Genomic DNA, 21,970 nt, shown 5'->3' on the forward strand with positions numbered 1-21,970 from the left:
GACCGCCGAAGACCGGCGAGGCCCTCGTGCCGGTCGCACGCCTGCTGCTGCACGACCTCCAGGTCGCCGACACCGTCCTGACCACAGACCACCTGCCGTGCCACGGCAACCATTCCGCCTGGGGCTCCGCGGCACTGCACACCGTCGACTTCATCCGCGACCCCTACGGCCACGGCTGGCACCTGGACCGCCCGCTGTTCGACCGCGCCTTGCGCGCCGCTGCGCGCCAGGCTGGCGTGGACGTGGCCGAACACACCGCCGTACGTCGACCCGTACGCCGAGGCGACGGCACCTGGCGGCTCACCCTGCGTACCACCGACACAGGACCGCGCACCGTCACCTGCCATTGGATCGTCGACGCCACCGGCCGCCGCGCCGCGATCGCAGTCCCCGCCGGAGCACGCAGACACGTCGAGGACCGGCTGACCGCCCATCACCTCACCCTCGACGCCCTGCCGGGTGACACCGACGGCCATTCCCTGGTCCAGTCTGCTCCCGACGGCTGGTGGTACACGACCCTGCTGCCCTCCCGCCGCCGACTTGTCTCCTACTTCACCGACCCCGACCTGTTCACCCCCGGGGACTTCCGCCGCGGTCTTCTCACCGCCCGGTACGTGGCGCCCACCGTCCGCCTCCACGAATTCGGCACCATGAGCTGTCTCCGTCGTGCCCCCGCTCACAGCGCCCATCTGGACCACGTCCACGGCGACGGCTGGATCGCGGCGGGGGACGCTGCCGTAGCCTTCGACCCGCTGTCCTCCCAGGGCATCCTCACCGCCCTCTACACCGGACTCGGCGCGGGCCAGGCGATCGACGCCCACCTGCGTGGCACCCCAGGCGCCCTCGAGGTCTACACAGCCAAGATCACCACTGCCCGAGCCGCCTATGCAGACGCCCACCGGATCGCCTACACGCAGGAATCCCGCTGGCCCGACCGCACCTTCTGGTCGCGAAGGCACGGAACGGCGAGAAGCCGGTGATCCCGCCCCCTGACTACGGAAACAACTCGGGCGACAGCAGGTCTTCCAGGCCCGGGTGGCCTGTGTTCTCGGATGCGGACACCTTCCTCTCCCGGAACTGGATCCACGCGGCGCCGATGATGTTCAGCGAGGTTGCGGGCCAGGTGCTTCGAGAAGCAGCGGAAGAGTTGTGCCCGGGGAAGCGCGCTCGCGTTGAGCGTGCGCTTGCCGTTCTTCGGGTTCACGGCCACCTTGTCCGGGCGCATGGTGTGATTGTGCTGCCCGAGGTAGAAGTCACGGAACTGCTCCGCGCCCGCCTTGGTCAGACTGTGTGTGGCTCTGTCGGCGAGTCTCGTGAACAAAGCCACACGTCGGCGACACGGTGCTCGATGGTGACCGCCAGGCGCCCGGCGAAGACCCGCAGCGGCGCGGCCGAGGTCTCTGCTCGGGCGCGGGCGGGGCTCACCCGCCGCCATCAGGGGAAGCGCGAACTACCTGGCCCACTCTCTGGCTGGCTCGCTGAACCTGTGCGGTCGATCTCGAGTTCGGCCGTGGCCTCCAGACACGCTGGTCCTGCTCCCATCGCGTCGACACCACCGCTCCGCAGACACCATCCGGTGTAGGAGACCGCCGGGGGTGTCGGAGGCCGAACTGCCAGTCGGAGCACCACGAGCCTCGCAAAGTCGCGCAACGGCCGTCCGTGAACAGTGCCTCCAGGCGGGTGCGCCGGTCCCGGTACAGGGCTTGGAGCAGTTCCTGGCCTCGGTCTGCAGGATGTCGAACGCGACGAAGTAGGCGGGGTTGCGGGCCGCGAGGGCCGGTGCGCTGAACAAGCAGGGCGCGGCAAGGACCGCCTCGCCGGCATACGCCCACATCGGCTCCACTGGGGCCCGAGCACCATCCCACCGCCGTTGCCTTCTCGCGCACGCGCCGCGGCCGCGCCTGCCAGTCGGTCAAATGTGCGAAGGTCGGCCGCCGCTCGATCCGGTGGCGTGTTCTCCCCGAACGAGAGGAGGGTGTAAGGGCTGAAGGACGAGGCGTTGGCATCAGGTGGAACCGAGCCGGTATGGACGGTGTGGCCGAGTGGTCGGCCACCGACCGCGGACGGACACTGGGAACACGCCTCTTCGAGCGTGCCTTCGGAGGAGTTGATCCCTGATGTCAAAACTCGACGAACCGGACCGGGCCGAGGCCGGCGCTCACACTCTCGAGGCCGCCTGGGACGTATTCTGCCCGGAGGATAACGAGGTCGTGATGCCCGCCAAGTATGAGATCAAGCAGAAGGCTGAGCAGGCGGCTAAGGCGCATAACGCCGAGTTCAGCCCGAAGCACCACGCCAGAGTCCGGCCCCATGAACACCACCCGGAGGATCCGTAGCGTTTGAAAGTCCTCGAACGAGCGGAGCGGATTCTCGTGTAGTCGCGGACGGTGCCGGTCAGCAGAATGCAACCTCCGTCTCGGCGCGCCGGGGCCCCTGGGCCGGCGCGGCGCAGGGGAGTCCGCCGCCACGGTGTCAGGCCATCATCGGATTCGCGTTGTCGCCGTGTGTGGTGCACCAGGACACCGGGACAGTGGTCACGGACCGGGCCGGGCGGCAAGACCCGCCAGCGGGACCGTCCCGCCTTGAGGTGGCGTCGCAACGGAAGGCGCAGTGGGGCCCGGCGTGTCCCGGTGCGAGGGTCCTTTCAGGCGAAACAGTGCCGAACAGCTCAGCAGCGCGCGGGCACCGCCCGATAACTGAGGGTGGAAAACCCCGGAGACCCCGCCGCCTCGGGAGGCACCATGGCAGACCCCGTCGTCAGCACCGCCCCGGATTTCATCCCCCATGCCGCTGAACCCGTCAGGGAACACCTGGCCGCGGCCGCCGCACTGCCCGACTTCCTCGCGGGCGCCGGCACCCTGACACTGGCTGAGCGCCTGCTCATCGTCGACCAGGCAGTGCTCATGCTCGATCAGAACTACGTCCACCTGCCGCTCAAGGCCGCGATGCACGCCGTCAACCCGGTGCAGCGGCTGCGGCTGCTGCGCCGCCGACTGGAGCGGCAGACCGAGGAGACCAAGCCCCTGGAGTGGCTGTTCCACGCCGAGATGTCGGAAATCTTCCACTCGGTGCGGGACCTCCACACCAACTACCTGCTTCCCGCCCCCTACGCAGGCAAGATCGCCTTCCTGCCGTTCCTTGTCGAGCGGTACGAGGACGCCCAGGGGGAGCACTTCGTGGTCACCCATCTGGCAGAGGGATTCTCCGCCCCGGGCTTTGAACGCGGCGTTGAGATCACCCACTGGAGCGGGATCCCCATCGCCAATGCTGTCGACCTGCACGCCGCTCGGTTCGCCGGCAGCAACGCGGCCGCTCGCCGCAGCCGCGGCATCCAGTCGCTGACCGTACGGTCGCTCGCCATGCACCTGCCCCCGTTCGAAGAGTGGGTGACCGTCAGTTACGTCGATGCCGACGGCGCGGCGCGCGAGCTGCGCGAGGTCTGGCGGATCGTTGACAGCCGCCCGAAATTCGTCACCGGGGAAGCACCGTCGGGACTCGCGCAGCCCGTGGGCCTGGACCTCGACATGGACGAGACCAACCGTGCCAAGGTGATGCTCTTCGCACCGAAGGTCGTCGCCCGCCAACAGGCACTCCAAGCGGGCGAGGCAGCCCCTGAGGTGCATGCCGGCGAGATCTCCACTTCGCTGCCCGACGTGTTTCGGGCGCAGGAGATCCAGACGTCGGCCGGTCCCTTCGGCTACCTTCGGATCTTTACGTTCCACCACCCCCCGCAAGAGTTCCTCCCCGAGTACCTCAATCTGCTCGGCAAGATGCCGGACCAGGGATTGATCCTGGACGTCCGCGACAACGGCGGCGGCTACGTCATCAACTCCGAGTTCGCCCTGCAGACCCTCACCCCACGCCACATCAACCCCGAGCCGGCGCAGTTCGTCAACACTCCGCTCAACCTGCGGATCTGCCGCCAGAACCCGGAGGAACTGGGCGCCTGGCTGCCGTCCATGGAGCAGGCTCTCGAGATCGGCGCGACCTACTCCAGTGCCGTGCCCCTCATCTCGGATGAGATCGCCAACGAGATCGGCCAGCAGTACTTCGGCCCGGTCGTCCTGATCACCAACGCCCGCTGCTATTCGGCCACCGACATCTTCGCCGCCGGCTTCCAGGACCACCAGATTGGCCCCGTACTCGGCACCGACGAGAGCACCGGTGCGGGCGGCGCCAACGTCTGGGAGCACAAGGACCTGATCAACGCCCTCAAGAACGATCCCGGCACACCATACGTCCGGCTGCCCAAGGGAGCCGGCATGCGGGTGGCGATCCGCCGTACCCTCCGCGTCGGCGCCAACTCCGGCACACCGGTGGAGGATCTCGGGATCAGTCCCGACGTGCCCTACCGGATGACCCGCCGGGACCTGCTGCAGGGCAATGCCGACCTGTTCGAGAAGGCCGGGCAGCTCCTCAAGAGCCTGAAACCGCACGCAGTGTCCATCACGGACGCAGCCGCGACCGACGGTGCCCTGCGGCTCAAGGTCAAGGCCACCAACATCGACCGGTTGGACGTCTACGTCGACCAGCGCCCGCGCGCCTCCCTCGACCTGTCCGACGGTCAGGCCGACGTCACCGTCCCCGACGCGGCCGCGGCCCGCTCCGCCCGCGTGGAGGGCTTCGCGGGCGGACAGCTGGTCGCCAGCAAGACCGCGCAGTTCAACTAGGTGTGCTGTCGCGGGACGTTGGTGACATGCGTGCTGGGTTCTTGAAATGGGTGAGGGCCTCCGGGTTCGGTGTGGATTGCGACACCTGCATTGATCCGAGGAGGCCCTCGTGGTCCACCGTAATGGCCCGCTGATCGAGACCGGACGACTTCGGCTCGCTCGCTGTGTCGTGGACGACGGCTGGCCTGTCCGCCGGGCGCCGAGCGCTTTCAGGTCAGCCACACCACGGCCGCAAGTCGGGCCCGCCGCTACCGACAGCTCGGTGTCGCCGGAATGAGTGACCGGACCAGTCGCCCCCATCACCAGCCCCACCGAACACCGGCCGAGGCGGAAGACCAGGTCCTGCGCCTGCGGCGTGCGTCCCGAATCGGGCCCCTGCGGCTTGCCGCCCGCACAGGCTCGCACCCTCGGCCGCCCACCGCATCCTGACCCGACACGGCCTGCCGCCACTCGCAGCCCTCGACCGTGCCACCGGCGAGCCCGTCCGCCGCTTCGAACGGGGACGGCCCGGCGAACTCGTCCACATCGACGTCAAAAAGCTGTACGTCCTATCCATCCAGGGCGAGAGCAGGAGAGTTCTGGGTGGACACGACCTACCACCTGGAGGTCGGCAAGTCATATCCGTCGCATGCGATGTGGAACAGCGACGGATGGCTGGACGCCAGCCGCCGAGGCTGAGCGGGCGATCGCGAGCATGTCAGAGCCCACAGCTAGCATCCGCCCGTGAACCCTGAGCTGCTGTCGAACATTGCCGTTCCCCTCCCGCCTGGCCGATTGGTCACATCCGACGAAGGTGACGGAGACGACCAAGCCCTGTGGCTGAGCGACGAGACCGTATCCGCGGAGCTGTGGACGCGGATCCGTGACGAACATCCACGCTCAGGCCTGTGGCCGCTGCTGCTCGACGCGCTGGATCCGAACGATGGCGAATTCCGCCCATGGGGGTCCGGGGAGGTCTTCCCCGAGCAGATGTCCTCCCCGGCAAGCCACGACCCTGCCGACCTCCTCGCGCAGTGGTGGGCGACGTACACGGCTGCCGATGAAGACGACGACAGGCTCGACGTCAAAAGGCGCCTCGCTGTCACCGCCCCCTTCGGGCAGGCCTGGCCGGACCTCGCGCCCGGTCGGGATTCGGCAATGAACCCCGATCAACTGGCCTCCGAATTCGTGCAGGCATTCCTCGCCGAACGCCCACAGACACGTCTGGGGCTGGTCGCCGCAGCGTCCGGCGCCGAAGCACTGACGGTCGCGGGTTGGTCCGGACCCTGCAACTACGACAACGACACCGCGAAGCTCTCCGCAGTCCTCCACGACTGGGAGCATCGGTTCGGCGCCCGTGCCGTCGCAGTGGGGTTCGACACACTCCACCTCAGTGTTGCCGCACCGCCGGTGAGCGAGCGGGATGCTCTCCTGGTCGCGGCCGAGCACTTTGCGTTCTGTCCGGACAACATCTGGCAGGGCCCCAGACCGTACACACTGACCGCGTACGCGGACCGGATCGCCGGTGCCCACCGCTGGGACTTCTGGTGGGACTGATCCGTCCCATCCCTGCAAGCGATCAACTGTCTGGTGGGAAGCGATCTTCAAGGGCTGACGTGACCCCCCGAGGCCATTCCCCTCGGGGTGCCCCCGGCTACAGCCGCAGGCCGACCCCGCGCGGGAGGCAATGGTAGCGATCCGCGGGTCGTGTCGTGCACCGGCACGGGGGCGAGGGATCGCACCACGGGGGTCGGGATCGGCTCGCAACCGGACGACACCGCCGACCGCAACGGCCCCGGGGCGTAAACCCGTGGACCGATGCTCTCGCGAGTAATACATCGGTGGGCCGATGCTGCGGGGGAGGGGCGCGTGACAACTTTCTGCCGTGCCCACGGACTCACCGGTGCGGCACAGTTGGCGATCCGTCACCACAGGAGGGCACATGACCACCACACCGTCCATCAGCCGGAACGGCATGACGCGCCGCAGCATGCTGGGAGCCGCGCTGGCCGCCGGGGCCGCCTTACCGCTGGTGGCCGCTGTTGCCGGTCCCGCGTGGGCGGACCCAGCCGAGGCCGCCCCCGTCGCGACGCGACTCACGCTGCCCGCGCCGACCGGGCCGTACCCGGTGGGCACGGTCCAGCTGCACCTCGTCGACCGGTCGCGTCCGGACGACATCGCGGGCCCCGGGAACTTCCGCGAACTGATGGCCACCGTCTGGTACCCCGCCCGAGACGTCGAGCGCTACCCCCTGGCGCCCTGGATGCCGTCCGGCGCGTTTCAGGCGTTCCTCGCCGACGTGGGGTTCAGCGCTCTGGCCCCCCTGAGACCGTTCACCGCCGGCCACGTGGGTGCTCCAGTGCGGCGGTCGGGTCGACGGCTGCCCGTCGTCGTGTTCTCGCACGGCGCGCACAGCCACCAGGGCGACCACACCGGCGTGGTCCAAGAGCTCGCCAGCCACGGATACGCGGTCGTGACGGTGGCTCACCAGTACGACACGTACACCGAGTTCCCCGACGGCCGGATCGCCGTCCCGGTCCGCGACAGGCAGGCGCCGACGCTGCCCGGAGACTTTGCCGCTGACCTGCGCTTCGTCCTCGACTGCGTCGAGCAGCTCGCCGCCGGGTGCAACCCCGACGTCGACCACAGGGAACTGCCGGCCGGCCTGCTCGGCTCCCTCGACCCACGGTGCATTGGGGCGTTCGGCTGGTCGAAGGGCGGGACGGCCACCGCGAGCGCCATGCTCGCGGACAAGCGCATCCGGGCCGGGCTCAGCCTCGACGGGCCGATGCAGATGAACCCGCCACTGGCCGCTGACTTGGACCGGCCGTTCATGATGATGTCCGCCGAGTTCACCCGGGCCACGGATCCCGAGGCTGCCGCATTCTGGTCGCACCTGCGGGGCTGGCGGCTGAACATCGAGGCGCAGGGCGCCGTCCACATCTCGTACGGCGACAACGAGGCGCTGTTCCCGCAGGTGGCGAAGCTGCTCGGATGGAGTGCGCAGCAGCTCCGGGACGTGATCGGCACCCTCGATCCCGACCAGGCGGTGAAGATCCAGCAGGCGTACCCGCTCGCGTTTTTCGATGAGCACCTGCGACACCGTCGGGGGCATCTGCTCGACGGGCCGTCCCCGGCGTTCCCGGCAGTGACGTTCCTCCCCTGAGGCGCGGGGACCGCAGCACCGCGGTCCCCGCGGCAGGACTACGTAGCGTGGGCTACTGCAGACGGATGCCCGAGGGCGTCGACGAGGCGGTGCTCGCCGCCCGGCTGTGCTTCAACACGACGCCGGAGGACACGGTCGAGGCGATGAGGCGCTGGAGCCAGGCGTGACTTGCGGTCCGCTACGAGATGCGTCCTCGTAGCGGCCGTCACCCAGTGGCCGTGACCAGTTCCTCAGCCCAGCAGTTGCGTGAGGCGCCCGAGGTCGTCGCGTACGGACTCCTGTTCCTCCGGAGTGAGGTGGACTGCGGTGGCCTCGGCGAGCGCGGACGTCGCGGTGTCCTTCTCGCCGAGGCGAGCGGTGACGTCCGCACGCAGCACGAGAAGACGAAACGGTTGCACAGGCGTGGGCCGCTCGTCATCGAGCCGACGCGCGCGCCTGGGGCGGTGGCCTTGCGACGCGCCACGGCCAGGTCGAGTCGCGGCCCGTCCGGGTGGGCCCAGTCGACCGGCACCGAAAGAGTGGCGCACTCGGCTCCCGGCTTCGCCGGGTCGCCACATGGTGCCCAGCGCAGGGCACCGGTGGCGGACGGCAACGCGTGGACCGTGGGAGCGGCGGCGAGGCCGCTGACAACGGCCAAGGCGGCTCCCACGGCCATGACCGCCGGACGCGCGGCGATGCGCCGCAGCGCGGATCTGCCCCTTGCTAACGGGATGGATCCTCCTCATGAAGAGAGCGGTTGTGTCAGGGGGACGGGTCCGGCCGGGGCACTGTCGTCACGTTAGGTGCACGGTCGACCATGGGGCGCCCCTGTCAGGGGCCTTTCCGGGTCGGGTCAGGGCCCGCTCAGGGGCACTCGGGCGCAGGGCGAAGACCGTTCGGTAGTCCGTGCACGGAGTGACGCCGGTGGCCAAGCGGCAGTGATTGCCGGGCCATCACCTGAGACTCGAGTGATGGCCCGGCAGTCATCGGGTGGCCCAGTCCATGCCGAGTGCGGTGAGGGCTTCGATGTACGCGGGCGGTCACTTCGCTGAGGGGCCGACCCTGCGCTTCGGGGCGGCAGACGATCACGGGGAGGAATGGAACGCACGCTCGAAGTACTATCCCTGCAAGGTTCTCCGGCCGGCACTTCTCAACCTCCGCAGTGGCGTAGGCGGACGGAGACATCCCTGCAGAAGAGGGCAGAGGGCGATGAGTGTGGCTGAGAGTTGGTCGCGTGTGATGAGTCTTCTTCGGGAGCACGCGCCGGCCGATCACGCGGATCTGCCAGGGCCCGCTACGGAACAGATGCTCGCGGCAGCAGAGGAGCGGATGGGCATCGCTCTGCATGGGGATCTGCGGACGTGGCTGTTGCAGAACAATCTGGATCTGCCGGAGGAAGAGGCCGACGACGAAGTGGCATGCTGCGGCTTCGACGGGTTCCCCGACGAGGGAAGCTTCTTTCTGGGTATCCGGGCGATGGAGAGGCTGTACGCGAACCGCTCCACGTCGTGGGGATTCGACCCTCCGGACCAGCCGGACAATCCGTTCTGGCGTAACGAGTGGATCCCGTTCCTGTCGGACCAGGACGGCTGGAGGGGAAAGTTCATCGATGTGCGGGACGGGCGTGTAGGCAGCTGGTTCGTGGGTGATCCCACGCTTACGGGCGAGTACGAGTCGATGGCCCAGTATTTCGACTCCGTGGCGGAGACGCTGACGAGGGTCGCCGACGGAAGCTCCCCGGTCTGTCGGTTCACCGAAGGTCGACTCGTCTGGTCGTGAGACGGTTCCAGCTGGGTGACGACCATCGCCAAGCCGCCCTCACCCTGGAACGGCAATGAGATTCATCAGCGTTGACGTTCCAGGGTGAGGATGGCTGCGGCGATGACGGTCATCCGGTTGGGGCTGTAGTGGGCCCGGGCGGAGGATCTTCCAGGACTTGAGTCGCGCGATGCTTCGTTCGACCGGTGCTCGCGCCGCTGACAGGGCTCGGTTGATCGTTTGCCGGGTTGTGGTGAGGTACCGGCCGGGAAGCCGTCTGATCGGTGTGGTTACCCAAGGGCCGGCCCCGATGCAGGCGCGGTCGGCGAGCACGGGGACACCCTGGCGTTCGCAGATCCGGATGATGCGGTGGGCGCGGGCAGCGGTCAGGTCGTGGGTGCGGCCGGGCAGCGCGGGTGAGAGTGGCCGCCGTTGACCTGGCCGGGGCTTTCAGTGAATCGGATGTTCAAGTACGTCTTGAACGGCGCCGGCACTCCTACCGGCCGACGTTCGCAGGCGGAGGCCAGTACCTGGTCGAGGTCGGTGTCGCGGAACCGCCGGACGGTCTTGCGGTCGAGGTCTTCACGTCGCCGGTCTCGTCGACGACCAGAACCGCCTGGCCGACCCGCAGATGCTCCACCACGTAGGCCCGCACGTCGTCGCGGACCTGGTCGGCGTCCCACTTGGCCCGCCCGAGCAGGGGGCCCAGTTCGACGAGCAGAGGCTGGTCGTACTGCTGTCGGGAGACGACATGTCCGGAATCCGGGTGATGCAGGTCGTCGCTCCGGCGGGCGTCGACATCAGCGGTCTGGGCATCGAAGTGACCGTCGGTGCCGATGAAGGGGTGCCGTTCGAAGGCGTGCTGCGGCTCGCGTTCCCGCGTCCAGGCTTCACCCCGTGCACGTGGCTGACCACCGTGTCCCGGGACGACCTGATAGAGCGGGCGGCCGTCCTGTCCTCCGTGAAGCTCAGCGAGATTGACGACGCCCTCCGACTCGCTGAACAAGCGCAGGAGCGGACCCCGGCCATGACCGCGAAGCTCAGCGAGATGAGGGATGCCCTCCGTCTCGGTGAACTCGGGTAGACGGAGAAGGAGCCGACGCCCGCGACGGCGTGGGCGATCTCGGGCGAGATGATCGACGCTGGCCACGTGTCGCCTCGGCGCCCCTCAGGTCCGCCTATTGCCCGCCGAGCTCCTGGACGATTTCACCGCCACCGGGTACCCACTGGGCCCCGGAGAGCTCGGGGAGAACATCCTCACCCACGGTCTCGAGCTGTACGCACTGCCCGTCGGTACCTTCCTGCACCTCGGCGAGCGGGCCGTCCGCCGCACCGGCCTGCGCGACCCCCGGTAGACGCATCGCTGGACGGAGAAGGTAGCCGGATCTTGGCGTTCGGTGAGCCGGGACCGGGCGGTGGCTCGGTCCTGGGGGCCGCTGCCTTCGAGAGAGAATCCGGTCCGTGACGGCCCGGGAGGCGCGGACGAGCGCCGGTTCGGCCGGCCATCGGAGGGCAGACCTTCCCGGCCCGGGCGCAGGACGTCGGCATGGATCCGGCCCGGACCCCGGGCTCACCGGAGTTTCGGCGCACAAGGCCGATGACCGAGGTCGCCCAGCGTTCCTTCAGTGCGGCCATGACGGGTGCGGACGGTCTCTGCGCCCCCGCCGGTGATGTTCAGTACCACCAAGCCGGGCTGCGCGATGTGCTGCTCGTCGATCGGCTTCATGAGTGCTGCGAAACGGTGGTGGAATCGCGGCGGTTCGCCGACTGGCGCGGGTTCGGCGCGCCGACCCTGAGAGCGTCTACAACGACAACGGTGCAGGCGGCGGCCCCGCCAGTACAGGCAGACCTCCCACCCACGCGACGACGGCACCCCGCGAGCAGAACCAGAAGCGGTCACCACCGGCTCCTGCCGTGGCACCCGCCGCCCGCGGCAGCAGACCCACTGATCAGCTCTCCTGCCCAGCCCGCACGGACAGCGTGACGTGACCAGGCCGACCGAGTGGGACGGCTCCGTCTCCGTCCGTCAGGACGACTCCGTGCTCGCCATGCTGGTACTGCCGCATGCACGAGTGCCGGGCAGGCCCCCGCCGGCGCCAGGGCTCAGCGAACGGGTGCGGTCGTCGTGCTGGAACGTACGACGAGGCGCGGTTCGACCGAGCGCGGCTCGGGGACGGCGCCAGGGGCGTCGATCTGGCGGAGCAGATGGGTCACCGCGAGGGTGCCCATGTGCTGGAACGGCTGGGCGATGGTGGTGAGGGAGGGCGAGCAGTACTCGGCGAGCTCGATGTCGTCGAATCCGACGACCGAGATGTCGTCCGGTACGCGCCGACCCACCTCGTGCAGGGCCCTGATCACCCCGAAGGCCATCTCGTCGCTCGCGACGAAGATGGCGGTGACGTCCGGGATCCGTGCGAGCACCAGGCCGTTGCGGTAGCCCGAGGCGGGTGACCAGTCCCCGTCCAGCGGTGGCGGGACGGCTCGGCCCGCGCTTTCGAGGGCGGACTGCCAGCCGTCGCGGCGGTGGGCCGATTCCAGCCACTCCGCCGGGCCGGCGATGTGCCACACCGTCTCGTGTCCGAGGTCCAGCAGGTGCTGGGTGGCGATGCGGGCGGCCTGGACCTGGTCGATGGCGAGGACCTCGGTCGCCTCGGTGCGCGAGCCGTCGATGGTGACGGTGGGCGTGGAGCGGGTGAGCTGCTCGATCCTGCTGCTGGTGTGGATGAGGGGCACCGAGAGGATGATCCCTTCGACGTCCTGGTCGGCGAGCCGGGAGAGCGCGTTCTCGATGGCGAAGGTGTCCAGCGAGGCGGTGGTGGCGGCGCTGACGGAGTAGCCGGCCTCATGAGCGGCCTTCTCGATGCCGGAGGTGACGGCGGCCCTGGAGTAGAAGCTCGTCTGGAGGGTCACGACACCGATGGTCCGGCTCCGGCCCGACGAGAGCATCCGGGCGGCGTTGTTGCGGCGGTAGCCGAGCTGTTCGACCGCGGCCAGGACCTTCGCGCGCGTCTTCTCCTGCACGTTGGAGTGCCCGGCGAGGGCACGCGAGACGGTCTGCGCGGACACGCCGGCGACCCGGGCGACGTCCACCATGCCCGGGGGGCGCGCTCCGCTGTTGGCGTCACCGCTCTTCACCATGGGATCCCTTTCGCTTGTCCTGCCTGGTCAATGGTATCGCTCACATGGCTGTTCACGTGCAGTTTCGCCGGTCAGGGCATCAGTCGCTACCGCCTATTGGCATCGATAACATTCTCTGCCATAGTTTCGGCCATCAGCGCACCGGGCGGACGACACCGCCGGTATGCACCGTCGGACAGGCGACCCCCGTGCAGGACGTCTCCGTTGCCTGCCGCGGCACTCAGGAGGAGCTGTGAAGCGTAGTTTCATCCGTCTTGCGGGAGTGGCGGGTGCCCTCACCCTCGCCCTCGCGGCCACCGGCTGCTCGGGATCGGGCTCCGGCGCCGCATCGGCCTCCGGAAAGGCATCGATAACATTCTGGGGATGGGCCCCGGGCTACGAGGACGCCGTCAACGCCTTCAACGCCGGCCACCCGGACATCAAGGTCACGTACCAGACGGTGCAGCCCGGGGCGAAGGGCGGCTACCAGAAGATGCTGAATGCCGTGAAGGCGGGCAACGCGCCCTGTCTGGCCCAGGTGGGGTACGAGACGATGCCCAGCTTCGCCGCCCAGGGCGCCCTCCAGGACGTGTCGAAGCACGTCGGCTCCGCCAAGCAGGAGTACCAGAGCGCCGCCTGGAACTCGGTGAGTCTCGGCAAGGCCGTCTACGGAGCTCCGGTGGACACCGGCCCCATGGCCCTCTTCTACAACAAGAAGCTGTTCGACTCGCTCGGTCTGAAGCCGCCGGCCACCTGGGCCGAGTACCGCGCCGTGGGGGAGAAGATCCACGCCTCCGACCCCAAGCGGTTCATCTCTTCTCCCTACCTCGACTACGACTACGCCGGGCTCGCCTGGCAGGCGGGGGCCGAGTGGTTCGGCGTCGACAAGGACGCCTGGAAGGTCAGCATGGCTTCCGCGGAGAACAAGAAGGTCGCGGACTACTGGCAGGGCCTCGCGAACGACGGCCTGATCAGCAGCGCCCCCATGTACGACCAGGCGTGGTACACGGGGCTGGGCAACGGCGACATCGCCACGGTCGTCGGGGCGGTGTGGCAGGCGGGAGTCATCAAGGGCGGCGCCAAGGACGGGAACGGGCAGTGGGCCGTCGCCCCCATGCCGCAGTGGCAGGAGGGCGACAAGAAGGTCGGCAACGCCGGCGGATCGGCCACGGCCGTACTCAAGGGCTGCGAGGACAGCGCGGCCGCGTGGGAGTTCGCCCACTGGCTGGGAACGGACAAGCAGGCGTTCGGCGCGCTGGTCGAGAAGGCTTCTCTCTATCCTGCCGCGAACGATCTGCTCCACCTGCCGCAGCTGAAGGCCGACCCCTACTTCGGCGGGCAGCAGATCTACGAGGTCTTCGCCGCGGCCACGCCCGACGTCGACCCCGAGTGGACCTGGGGCCCGCTGATGACCTCCACGGTCGCGGATCTCAATGACGGTCTCGGCAAGGCGTGGACCGGAAAGGGCACCATCGCGCAGGCGCTGGGCCACGCTCAGGACTCCACCCTGGCCGAAATGCGCAAGCAGGGCCTGGCCGTCGCCCCGTAGCACTGCCGCCCGGGCGGGGAGCGGCAGGTCCCTCCCGCCCCGCCCCGTCATCAGCAAGTGCAAGCAGTCGCCCCGCCGTTGACTCGCCGACCGGCGGGGCGAACCACAGTGAGGACCCGTTCGTGACCCAAGCCTCCCCTTCGGCACGCGCAACCGGACGGCGCCCGGCGGCCGCCGCGCCGTCCCGGCCCGCACGCGGAGCCCTCTCCGGGCGCCCACGACGACCGGGCCCATGGCTCTTCTGCGCCCCGTTCTTCGCGCTGTTCCTGGCCGTGTACATCGCACCGATCCTGTACGCGGCCTACAGCAGCCTCTTCACCGTCCGCCGGTCGGGGCTGGGTCTGACCGCCCCGACGGAGGTCTTCGCCCCTCTGGACAACTACGTGCGCGCCGTTCACGACGGCTCGTTCACGGCCTCGCTCGGCCGCGTGGCCCTGTTCGGCGTCGTACAGGTGCCGCTCATGCTGGCAGTGGCACTGGCGCTGGCCCTGCTCATCGACTCCAAGTCGGCGCGGGGCCGGGGATTCTTCCGCCTGACGAGCTTCATCCCCTACGCGATTCCCGGCGTCAGCGCCGCGCTCGTGTGGTCGTTCATGTACTCCTCGACGTCCAGCCCGCTCAACCGGCTGCTCGAACCGCTCTCCGTCACCATCCCGTTCTTCGACGACGACGTCGTGTTGTGGTCGGTGGCCAACATCGTCACCTGGAGCTGGGCCGGCTACAACATGATCATCATCTACGCGGCCCTGCAGTCCATCCCCGCCGAGGTACTCGAAGCCGCCCGCATGGACGGAGCCTCCGCCCTGCGGATCGCCTGGAGCATCAAGATCCCCGCGGTACGGGGCGCGCTGGTGCTCACCACGGTGTTCTCGATCATCGGATCGGCCCAGCTGTTCAACGAGCCGACCGTCCTGCAGCCGGTCTCCGGCGGTTCGATCTCCTCCGCCTTCACGCCTCTGATGTCGGCTCAGAGCGCGGTCGCGGCGGGCAACTACCCCTACGCGGCGGCCCAGTCGGTCCTGCTCGCGGTCGCTGTGGGAGTGGTGTCGCTCATCTTCTTCAAGCTGACACGCCGAGGAGAGCAGGCATGACCACGGTGATCCCCACCCCCACCCCCACCCCCGTTCCCGCCCCCGCGCCCACCCGGATCGGCCCCCGCCGCGGTACGCGCCCCGCCGGCCGCGTCACCGTACTCGCCCTGCTGGGCCTGTCCGCGTTCTACTTCCTCTTCCCGCTGTGGTGGCTGCTGGTGTCGGCGACCAAACCCTTCGGGGAGCAGTTCAGCGGCAGCGGCCTGTGGTTCGACGGCTTCGGCCTGTTCGACAACGTCGCCCGGCTCAGCAGCCAGGACGACGGCATCTTCTGGCGCTGGATGTTCAACAGCGTTCTGTACTGCGGCATCGGCGCGCTCATCGGCACCGCCCTGTCCGCCCTGACCGGCTACGCCCTGGCCAAGTACGACTTCCCCGGCCGCGGGATGCTGTTCTCCCTGGTCCTGGCAGCCGTCCTCGTGCCCAAGGTGCTGTTCACGCTGCCGCTGTACCTGATGTTCTCGGGCGTTCACCTGATCGACAACCCTCTGGCGGTCCTGCTTCCGAGCGTCGTCAGCCCCTTCGGTGTCTACCTCGCGCGCGTCTTCGCCGAGCAGAGCGTGCCCGACGAGGTCCTCGAAGCCGGCCGCCTCGACGGCGCGGGTGAGTTCCGCATCTTCCGCACGATCGCGGTACGGATGATGCTCCCCGCGCTCGTCACGATCTTCCTGTTCCAGTTCGTCGAGATCTGGAACAACTACCTGCTGCCCGCCATGGTCCTGGGAGACGACCGGCTGCAGCCGGTCACCGTCGGTCTCGTCGCCTGGAACGCCAGCCACGTCGCCGTACCCCCGTCCCTCGTCGTCATCGGATCACTGGTCTCCATCGCCCCGCTTCTGATCGCCTTCCTCGCGCTCCAGCGCTTCTGGCGCGCGGGCATGACCGCCGGAGCCGTCAAGTGACCTCTCCCGCCCTCACCACCGGGTCCCCCTGCACCGCCCGCCCCGCCCCCGTGGCCGATGCGCTGGTCAAGCCACCCGTGCTGAGCTGGGCCGACGGCACCTTCCTGCGCCACGGGCGGCCCCACCGGGTCCTGTCCGGCTCCCTGCACTACTTCCGCGTCCACCCGGAGCAGTGGGCCGACCGCCTCCAGCGCGTCGCCGCACTCGGCCTGAACACCGTGGACACCTACGTGCCGTGGAACTTCCACGAGCGCACGCGCGGTGACATCCGCTTCGACGGCTGGCGTGACCTGCCGCGGTTCCTCCGGCTCGCCGAGGAGACCGGCCTGGACGTCATCGTCCGCCCCGGCCCGTACATCTGCGCCGAATGGGACAACGGCGGCCTGCCCGCCTGGCTGACCGGACAGCCCGGCATGCGCCCCAGGAGCAGCCACCGCGCGTACCTCGACGAGGTCGGACGCTGGTTCGACGTACTGATCCCGCTCATCGCCGACCATCAGGCGGCGTACGACGGCCCGGTCGTGGCCGTGCAGATCGAGAACGAGTACGGCAGCTACGGCGACGACCACACCTACATGCGCTGGCTGCGCGACGCCCTGGCGGCGCGCGGCGTCTCCGAGCTGCTGTTCACCGCGGACGGGCCCACACCGCTGATGCTCGACGGCGGCAGCCTTCCCGGTGAACTGGCGGCCGCCACGTTCGGCTCACGCCCCGACCAGGCCGCCGGGCTGCTGCGCTCGCGCCGCGCCGGCGAGCCCTTCCTCTGTGCCGAGTTCTGGAACGGCTGGTTCGACCACTGGGGCGAGAAGCACCACGTCCGGTCCCCTTCGAGCGCCGCCGACGACGTCGAGGGCATCCTGGCCCAAGGCGGGTCGCTGAGCCTGTACATGGCACACGGCGGCACCAACTTCGGGCTGTGGGCCGGCGCCAACCACGACGGCATGGCCCTCCAGCCGACCGTCACCAGCTACGACTCCGACGCCCCCGTGGCCGAGCACGGCGCGCTCACCCCCAAGTTCCACGCGCTGCGCGACAAGCTCGCCCCCCACAGCACACGGCCCGTCCCCGTTCCGCCGGACGACCCGCCCCTCCTGGAGCCCGCCACCCTTCCGGTCCACCGCGGATCCGCGCTGCTGGCTGCGCTGAGGTCGGTGTCGACGCCCGTGCACGCCGCCAACCCGCTGAGCTTCGAGGAGCTCGGACAAGCCGCCGGCCTCGTGCTCTACACCGCACACCCGGTCATCCCGCCCGGCACCCACGAGGTGACGGTCACCGGTCTGCACGATCGCGCACAGGTCTTCGTCGACGGCACCCTCGTCACCGTCCTGGACCGGCCGACGGCGTCCTTCGGCGTCACCGGCACGGGCGCGGCGATCCAGCTCGACGTGCTGGTGGAGAACCAGGGACGCATCAACTACGGCCCGCTGCTCGGACAGGGCAAGGGCATCCTGGGCGGGGTCCGCGTGGAGCGGCGGCTCGTCCACGGATGGTCCATGTACCCCCTGCCGCTGGACGAATGGACCGCCGAGGACCTCATGCGCGCCGGCGCGGCCACCGAGGCCGCCGACTGCCGCGGCATCGCCACCGCACGTCTGTACGTCGAGGAGCCCGCCGACACCTTCCTGACCCTGCCCGGCTTCGGCAAGGGCTTCGTCTGGGTCAACGACACCCTGCTCGGCCGCTACTGGGAGGTGGGCCCGCAGACGACCCTGTACCTTCCCCGTCCGCTGCTGCGCACGGGGGACAACATCCTGACGATCCTCGAACTCGACCGCTTCGGCCACCGCGTCGACCTCGTGGACGCGCCCGCTCTCGGGCCCTGCGAGGAATACGTCGAGACCTTCGACTGATCCGCCGGCGCGCCTCCCACCTGCCACCTCGCGTGGTCGATTCAGCGACCGCGCAACGCCTCGAAGGAATCCAGCACCGATGTCCACTTCCCCGGACTCCGCGTACACCTCCCACACTTCTCGGGAGATCGCCTCCCAACCGGACTGTTGGCGCAGGGCGGCCGCCTCGGTCACCGGCCACCGGGGCGTCCTGCCCCGGACCGGCGAGCGCGTGGCCGTCATCGGCTGCGGAACGTCCTGGTTCATGGCCCTGGCCTACGCCGAACTGCGCGAGCAGGCCGGTCAAGGCGAGACGGATGCCTTCGCCGCCTCCCTGTTCCCCGTGGGCCGCCGCTACGACCGCATCGTGGCACTGACCCGCTCGGGCACCACCACCGAGGTCCTGGACCTGCTGGCGAAGCTGCGGGGGCAGGCGCCGGTCACCGCCGTCACCGCCGACGCGGGCACCCCGGTGGCCGATGTCGCCGACGGCGTCGTCGAACTCGCCTACGCAGACGAGCAGTCGGTCGTGCAGACCCGGTTCGCCACGACGGCCCTCGCCCTTCTGCGGGCCCACCTGGAGAGCCAGGGCCCGCTGCCCCGGGGAGTGCGCACGATCGCGCAGGCCGCCGCCGATGCCGAGCGGGCCGTTGCCGCACCGCTGCCCGAGGAGATGTGCGCGGCGGAGCAGATCACCTTCCTGGGCGACGGCTGGGCCTACGGCCTCGCGCTGGAGGCGGGGCTGAAGATGCGGGAGGCGGCCGGCGCCTGGACGGAGGCGTACCCGGCGATGGAGTACCGCCACGGCCCCATCAGCATCGCCGGCCCCGGCCGGGGCACCTGGGTCTTCGGCCCCGCACCGTACGGCCTCGCCGCCGACGTCGCCCGTACCGGTGTCGCCTACCTCGCCGAATCCGGCGGCGCGGTGGGAGACGTGGACCCGCTGGCCGACCTCGTACGGGCCCAGCGCCTGGCCGTCCACGTGGCCGGCGCGCGGGGCCTCGACCCGGACAGGCCCCGAGCCCTGAGCCGCTCCGTGGTGCTGGCCGGCGAGCATGCCTGAGCGTGCCGGCACCCGCACCTGCGTGATCGCTCTGGACGTCGGTGGCACGTCGATGAAGGGCGCGCTCCTCGACCGCACCATGCGGCCGCTGACGACCCTGAGCGGCGCGACCCCGCGACACCAGGGCCCCGAGGCCACGGTGGACGCGATCACTCGGCTGATGCGCGGCCTGGCGTCCGAAGCGGTCTGCGTCGGCGTGGAACCCGTCGCGGCCGGCGTAGTGGTCCCGGGCATCGTCGACGAGCCCTTGCAGCGCGCCGTGCACTCGGTCAACCTCGGCTGGCGCGACCTGCCCCTGGCCGCGTTGCTCACGGACGCGACGGGACTCGCGGTCCGGATCGGCCACGACGTCCGCGCCGGCGGCATGGCGGAGAGCAGGCTCGGCGCGGCCCGTGGCTTCGACGACGCCCTGTTCGTGGCCATCGGTACGGGTATCTCCGCCGCCCTCCTGGTCGAAGGCCGTCCGTTCCGTGCCGGCGGATACGCCGGAGAACTCGGACACCTGACGGTCGCCGCCGGGACCGGGCAGTGCGCGTGCGGCAGGAGGGGCTGCCTGGAGACAGTGGCCTCGGCCCGTGCGATCGCAGCCGCCTACAGCGCCCGGTCGGGGCACGAGGTCGAGGGGGCCGAGGAGGTCGCGGCGCTCGTGGCCCGTGCCGATCCGGCGGCCTGCCACGTATGGGTCCGCGCGGTCGAGGCCCTGGCGGACGCGTTTGCCGCGTGTGCCGCGGTCCTCGCTCCGGAAGTGATCGTGGTCGGAGGGGGCCTGTCCCGTGCCGGCGGCCTCCTGATCGACCCGCTGCGCGTCGCGCTCGACCGCCGTCTGAGCTGTCACCGCCGACCGGAGCTGGTGCGGGCGGCTCTCGGGGCGCAGGCCGGCTGCCTCGGAGCGGGCCTGCTCGGCTGGGCGGCCGCCGACGCCGACCCGGCAGCCGCCAGGCCGGCCGAGCGGGTGGCCGACCGGGTGGGGGGAGCTCCGTGATCCTCACGGTCACCCTCAACGCCGCCCTCGACGTCACCCACTTCGTCGACGAGGTGACCCCCCACACCTCCCACCGCGTCCGGCGGACCGCCGAGCGGGCCGGTGGCAAGGGCATCAACGTGGCGCGCGTCCTGGCGGCACTGGGCCACCCGGTGCTCGCCACGGGGCTGGTCGCAGGTACGACCGGCCGGATCCTCCGCGAGGACCTGCGTGCGTCCGGCGTGAAGGACGCACTGGTGCCCGTACGGGGTGAATCCCGCAGGACCGTCACCCTCGTCTCGGAGCGAAGCGGGGACGCCACGGTGTTCAACCCGCCCGGGCCGCACGTCGACGCCCGGTCGTGGCGGGCCTTCACCAGGCGGTTCGCCGAACTCGCCGCCCGGGCCGACGTCGTCGTTCTCGCCGGCAGCCTCCCACCAGGTCCGCCGTGCGACAGCTACGCGGGACTGGTGGCGACGGCCCGTGACGCCGGGGCCGTGACCGTCCTCGACACCAGCGGCGCCGCGCTGCTCTCCGCCCTGGACGCCGGCCCGGACGTCATCAAGCCGAACGCGGCGGAGATCCGCGAGGTCACCGGCCGGTCCGATGTAGCCGAAGCGGCCGCGGAACTCCAGGCGCGCGGCGCTCGGACGGTCGTCGCCTCCGACGGCCCCGAGGGCCTGCACGCCGTCACCCGGGAAGCGCGCTACCGCGCCGTGCCGCCCGCCCGGCTGCGCGGCAACCCGACCGGCGCGGGTGACGCCTGCATCGCCGCGCTCGCCGCCGGTCTCGCGGCCGGATCGCCCTGGCCGGAGCTCCTGCGGGATGCCGTCGCGCTGTCCGCGGCCGCCGTCCCGGCACCCCTCGCGGGCGATTTCCGCCGCGACCTCTACGACCAGTTCCGTACGACCGTGAGTGTGGAGACGCCCCATGCCCTTGACGGCCACTGACGACATCATCGGTCCCGCGTACGCCCGGAACCGGGGTGTCGGAGCGTTCAACGTCGTCCAGCTCGAACACGCCGAAGCCATCGTGGACGGCGCGCACCGGGCGGACCTGCCCGTGATCCTCCAGATCAGCGAGAACACCGTCCGCTACCACGGCTCCCTCGCACCGATCGGCCGCGCCGCACTCGCGCTGGCCGAGCAGGCGACGGTGCCGGTGGCCGTCCATCTGGACCACGCCGAGTCCGTGGACCTGGTGCACGAAGCCGTTCGGCTCGGTTTCACGTCCGTGATGTTCGACGCCTCCAAGCTGCCGTACGGGCAGAACGTCGCGGCCACCCGGGCGGTCACCGAGTACGGGCACCGGGCCGACGTGCTCGTCGAGGCGGAGCTCGGCGAGGTGGGCGGCAAGGACGGCGCGCACGCTCCGGGCGTCCGCACCGACCCGCGGGAGGCCCGGGAGTTCGCCGAGGCGACCGCGGTGGACTGCCTGGCGGTGGCGGTCGGCAGCTCCCACGCGATGGCCACCCGCGACGCCGTGCTGGACTTCGGACTGATCGCCCGCCTGCGCAGCGCCACCCGCGTGCCGCTGGTCCTCCACGGTTCGTCGGGCGTCTCGGACGGCGACCTCGCCAAGGCCGTGGCGGCGGGGATGACGAAGGTCAACATCTCCACCCACCTCAACGGCATCTTCTCCGCGACCGTCCGGCGCGAACTCCACCGTCAGCCCGCGGTCAGCGACTCCCGCAAGTACCTCGGCCCTGCCCGTGAGGAGGTCGCGGCGGAAGTCGCGCGCCTCCTCAACGTCCTGGCGGGCGTCTGAGGACCGGCCCCCCACACTGCCCCGCGCCCCGGGTCGTCCTGCCCGGCGCGGGAGCACCGCACTCGGGCCGTGTCACCGCGGTCCCGAGCACAACCGCCGTCCCGAAGGACGACGGACCATCGAAGGAGCCGCCCCACTC

General features: G+C 70.2%; 18 protein-coding genes and 3 pseudogenes. 17 read left to right on the forward strand and 4 right to left on the reverse strand.

Going from position 1 to position 21,970, the window contains the following annotated elements:
* Positions 1 to 26 precede the first annotated feature (26 nt).
* From ACIGFK_RS04390 to ACIGFK_RS04415, 6 genes and pseudogenes are all read left to right on the forward strand, one after another.
* Positions 27 to 980 carry an NAD(P)/FAD-dependent oxidoreductase gene (locus ACIGFK_RS04390; RefSeq protein WP_400050485.1) on the forward strand — a complete coding sequence of 318 codons (954 nt, stop codon included), beginning with the start codon at positions 27 to 29 and terminating at the stop codon, positions 978 to 980.
* Positions 981 to 2,117: 1,137 nt separating this feature from the next.
* The gene (locus ACIGFK_RS04395; RefSeq protein ID WP_376658378.1) at positions 2,118 to 2,336 is read left to right on the forward strand and encodes a hypothetical protein; all 219 of its coding nucleotides are present in this window, start codon (positions 2,118 to 2,120) and stop codon (positions 2,334 to 2,336) included.
* Positions 2,337 to 2,741: 405 nt separating this feature from the next.
* Complete coding sequence (locus tag ACIGFK_RS04400; protein ID WP_400050487.1) at positions 2,742 to 4,670, forward strand: S41 family peptidase; 1,929 nt, start codon at positions 2,742 to 2,744, stop codon at positions 4,668 to 4,670.
* A 109-nt stretch (positions 4,671 to 4,779) separates the two neighbouring features.
* Positions 4,780 to 5,212: pseudogene (locus tag ACIGFK_RS04405) on the forward strand (leucine zipper domain-containing protein); the annotation flags it as partial.
* Positions 5,213 to 5,393: 181 nt separating this feature from the next.
* Positions 5,394 to 6,206 (forward strand): DUF4253 domain-containing protein, encoded by an 813-nt coding sequence (locus ACIGFK_RS04410; protein ID WP_400050489.1) that lies wholly within the window; start codon positions 5,394 to 5,396, stop codon positions 6,204 to 6,206.
* A 385-nt stretch (positions 6,207 to 6,591) separates the two neighbouring features.
* Positions 6,592 to 7,815, forward strand: a complete 1,224-nt coding sequence (locus ACIGFK_RS04415) for an alpha/beta hydrolase family protein (protein WP_376658380.1) — start codon at positions 6,592 to 6,594, stop codon at positions 7,813 to 7,815.
* A gap of 230 nt (positions 7,816 to 8,045) precedes the next feature.
* Here the strand turns inward: ACIGFK_RS04415 and ACIGFK_RS04420 are convergent, their stop codons facing one another.
* A complete protein-coding gene (locus tag ACIGFK_RS04420; protein ID WP_400050490.1) occupies positions 8,046 to 8,192 on the reverse strand; it encodes a hypothetical protein in 147 nt (48 codons plus the stop codon).
* 841 nt (positions 8,193 to 9,033) lie between these two features.
* Between ACIGFK_RS04420 and ACIGFK_RS04425 the strand changes: the two genes are divergently transcribed.
* Complete coding sequence (locus tag ACIGFK_RS04425) at positions 9,034 to 9,573, forward strand: SMI1/KNR4 family protein (RefSeq protein ID WP_400050595.1); 540 nt, start codon at positions 9,034 to 9,036, stop codon at positions 9,571 to 9,573.
* A gap of 65 nt (positions 9,574 to 9,638) precedes the next feature.
* Here the strand turns inward: ACIGFK_RS04425 and ACIGFK_RS04430 are convergent.
* A pseudogene (locus ACIGFK_RS04430) lies at positions 9,639 to 9,975 on the reverse strand (transposase family protein); the annotation flags it as partial.
* 148 nt (positions 9,976 to 10,123) lie between these two features.
* Positions 10,124 to 10,252 (reverse strand): annotated as a pseudogene (locus ACIGFK_RS04435) (IS701 family transposase); the annotation flags it as partial.
* Between the two features lie 36 nt (positions 10,253 to 10,288).
* Between ACIGFK_RS04435 and ACIGFK_RS04440 the strand changes: the two are divergent.
* Positions 10,289 to 10,636 carry a hypothetical protein gene (locus ACIGFK_RS04440; protein WP_400050598.1) on the forward strand — a complete coding sequence of 116 codons (348 nt, stop codon included), beginning with the start codon at positions 10,289 to 10,291 and terminating at the stop codon, positions 10,634 to 10,636.
* 97 nt (positions 10,637 to 10,733) lie between these two features.
* Positions 10,734 to 10,907 (forward strand): hypothetical protein, encoded by a 174-nt coding sequence (locus ACIGFK_RS04445; protein WP_386463826.1) that lies wholly within the window; start codon positions 10,734 to 10,736, stop codon positions 10,905 to 10,907.
* A 748-nt stretch (positions 10,908 to 11,655) separates the two neighbouring features.
* Here the strand turns inward: ACIGFK_RS04445 and ACIGFK_RS04450 are convergent.
* Entirely contained in the window at positions 11,656 to 12,690 is a 1,035-nt protein-coding gene (locus tag ACIGFK_RS04450) for a LacI family DNA-binding transcriptional regulator (protein ID WP_376655903.1), read from the reverse strand.
* A gap of 232 nt (positions 12,691 to 12,922) precedes the next feature.
* Here ACIGFK_RS04450 and ACIGFK_RS04455 point away from each other — a divergent pair, with 232 nt between their 5' ends.
* From ACIGFK_RS04455 to ACIGFK_RS04490, 8 genes are all read left to right on the forward strand, one after another.
* Positions 12,923 to 14,218, forward strand: coding sequence for an ABC transporter substrate-binding protein (locus ACIGFK_RS04455; RefSeq protein WP_400050493.1), 1,296 nt, complete (start codon positions 12,923 to 12,925; stop codon positions 14,216 to 14,218).
* 272 nt (positions 14,219 to 14,490) lie between these two features.
* Entirely contained in the window at positions 14,491 to 15,309 is an 819-nt protein-coding gene (locus ACIGFK_RS04460) for a carbohydrate ABC transporter permease (protein ID WP_386463834.1), read from the forward strand.
* A complete protein-coding gene (locus tag ACIGFK_RS04465; RefSeq protein ID WP_400050495.1) occupies positions 15,306 to 16,211 on the forward strand; it encodes a carbohydrate ABC transporter permease in 906 nt (301 codons plus the stop codon). The genes ACIGFK_RS04460 and ACIGFK_RS04465 overlap by 4 nt, the downstream gene beginning before the upstream one ends.
* 50 nt (positions 16,212 to 16,261) lie before the next feature.
* Entirely contained in the window at positions 16,262 to 18,061 is a 1,800-nt protein-coding gene (locus tag ACIGFK_RS04470) for a beta-galactosidase (protein ID WP_376655909.1), read from the forward strand.
* A 79-nt stretch (positions 18,062 to 18,140) separates the two neighbouring features.
* On the forward strand, positions 18,141 to 19,103 hold the full coding sequence (locus tag ACIGFK_RS04475; protein WP_376655898.1) for an SIS domain-containing protein: 963 nt from the start codon (positions 18,141 to 18,143) through the stop codon (positions 19,101 to 19,103).
* Positions 19,096 to 20,085, forward strand: a complete 990-nt coding sequence (locus ACIGFK_RS04480) for an ROK family protein (RefSeq protein ID WP_400050496.1) — start codon at positions 19,096 to 19,098, stop codon at positions 20,083 to 20,085. The genes ACIGFK_RS04475 and ACIGFK_RS04480 overlap by 8 nt, the downstream gene beginning before the upstream one ends.
* Positions 20,082 to 21,014, forward strand: a complete 933-nt coding sequence (locus tag ACIGFK_RS04485) for a 1-phosphofructokinase family hexose kinase (protein ID WP_400050497.1) — start codon at positions 20,082 to 20,084, stop codon at positions 21,012 to 21,014. Before ACIGFK_RS04480 ends, ACIGFK_RS04485 begins: the two co-directional genes overlap by 4 nt.
* On the forward strand, positions 20,995 to 21,831 hold the full coding sequence (locus ACIGFK_RS04490; RefSeq protein ID WP_386463844.1) for a ketose-bisphosphate aldolase: 837 nt from the start codon (positions 20,995 to 20,997) through the stop codon (positions 21,829 to 21,831). Before ACIGFK_RS04485 ends, ACIGFK_RS04490 begins: the two co-directional genes overlap by 20 nt.
* Positions 21,832 to 21,970: the final 139 nt, after the last annotated feature.

It is taken from the genome of Streptomyces sp. NPDC085524 (assembly GCF_044541755.1).
GTDB lineage: Bacteria > Actinomycetota > Actinomycetes > Streptomycetales > Streptomycetaceae > Streptomyces.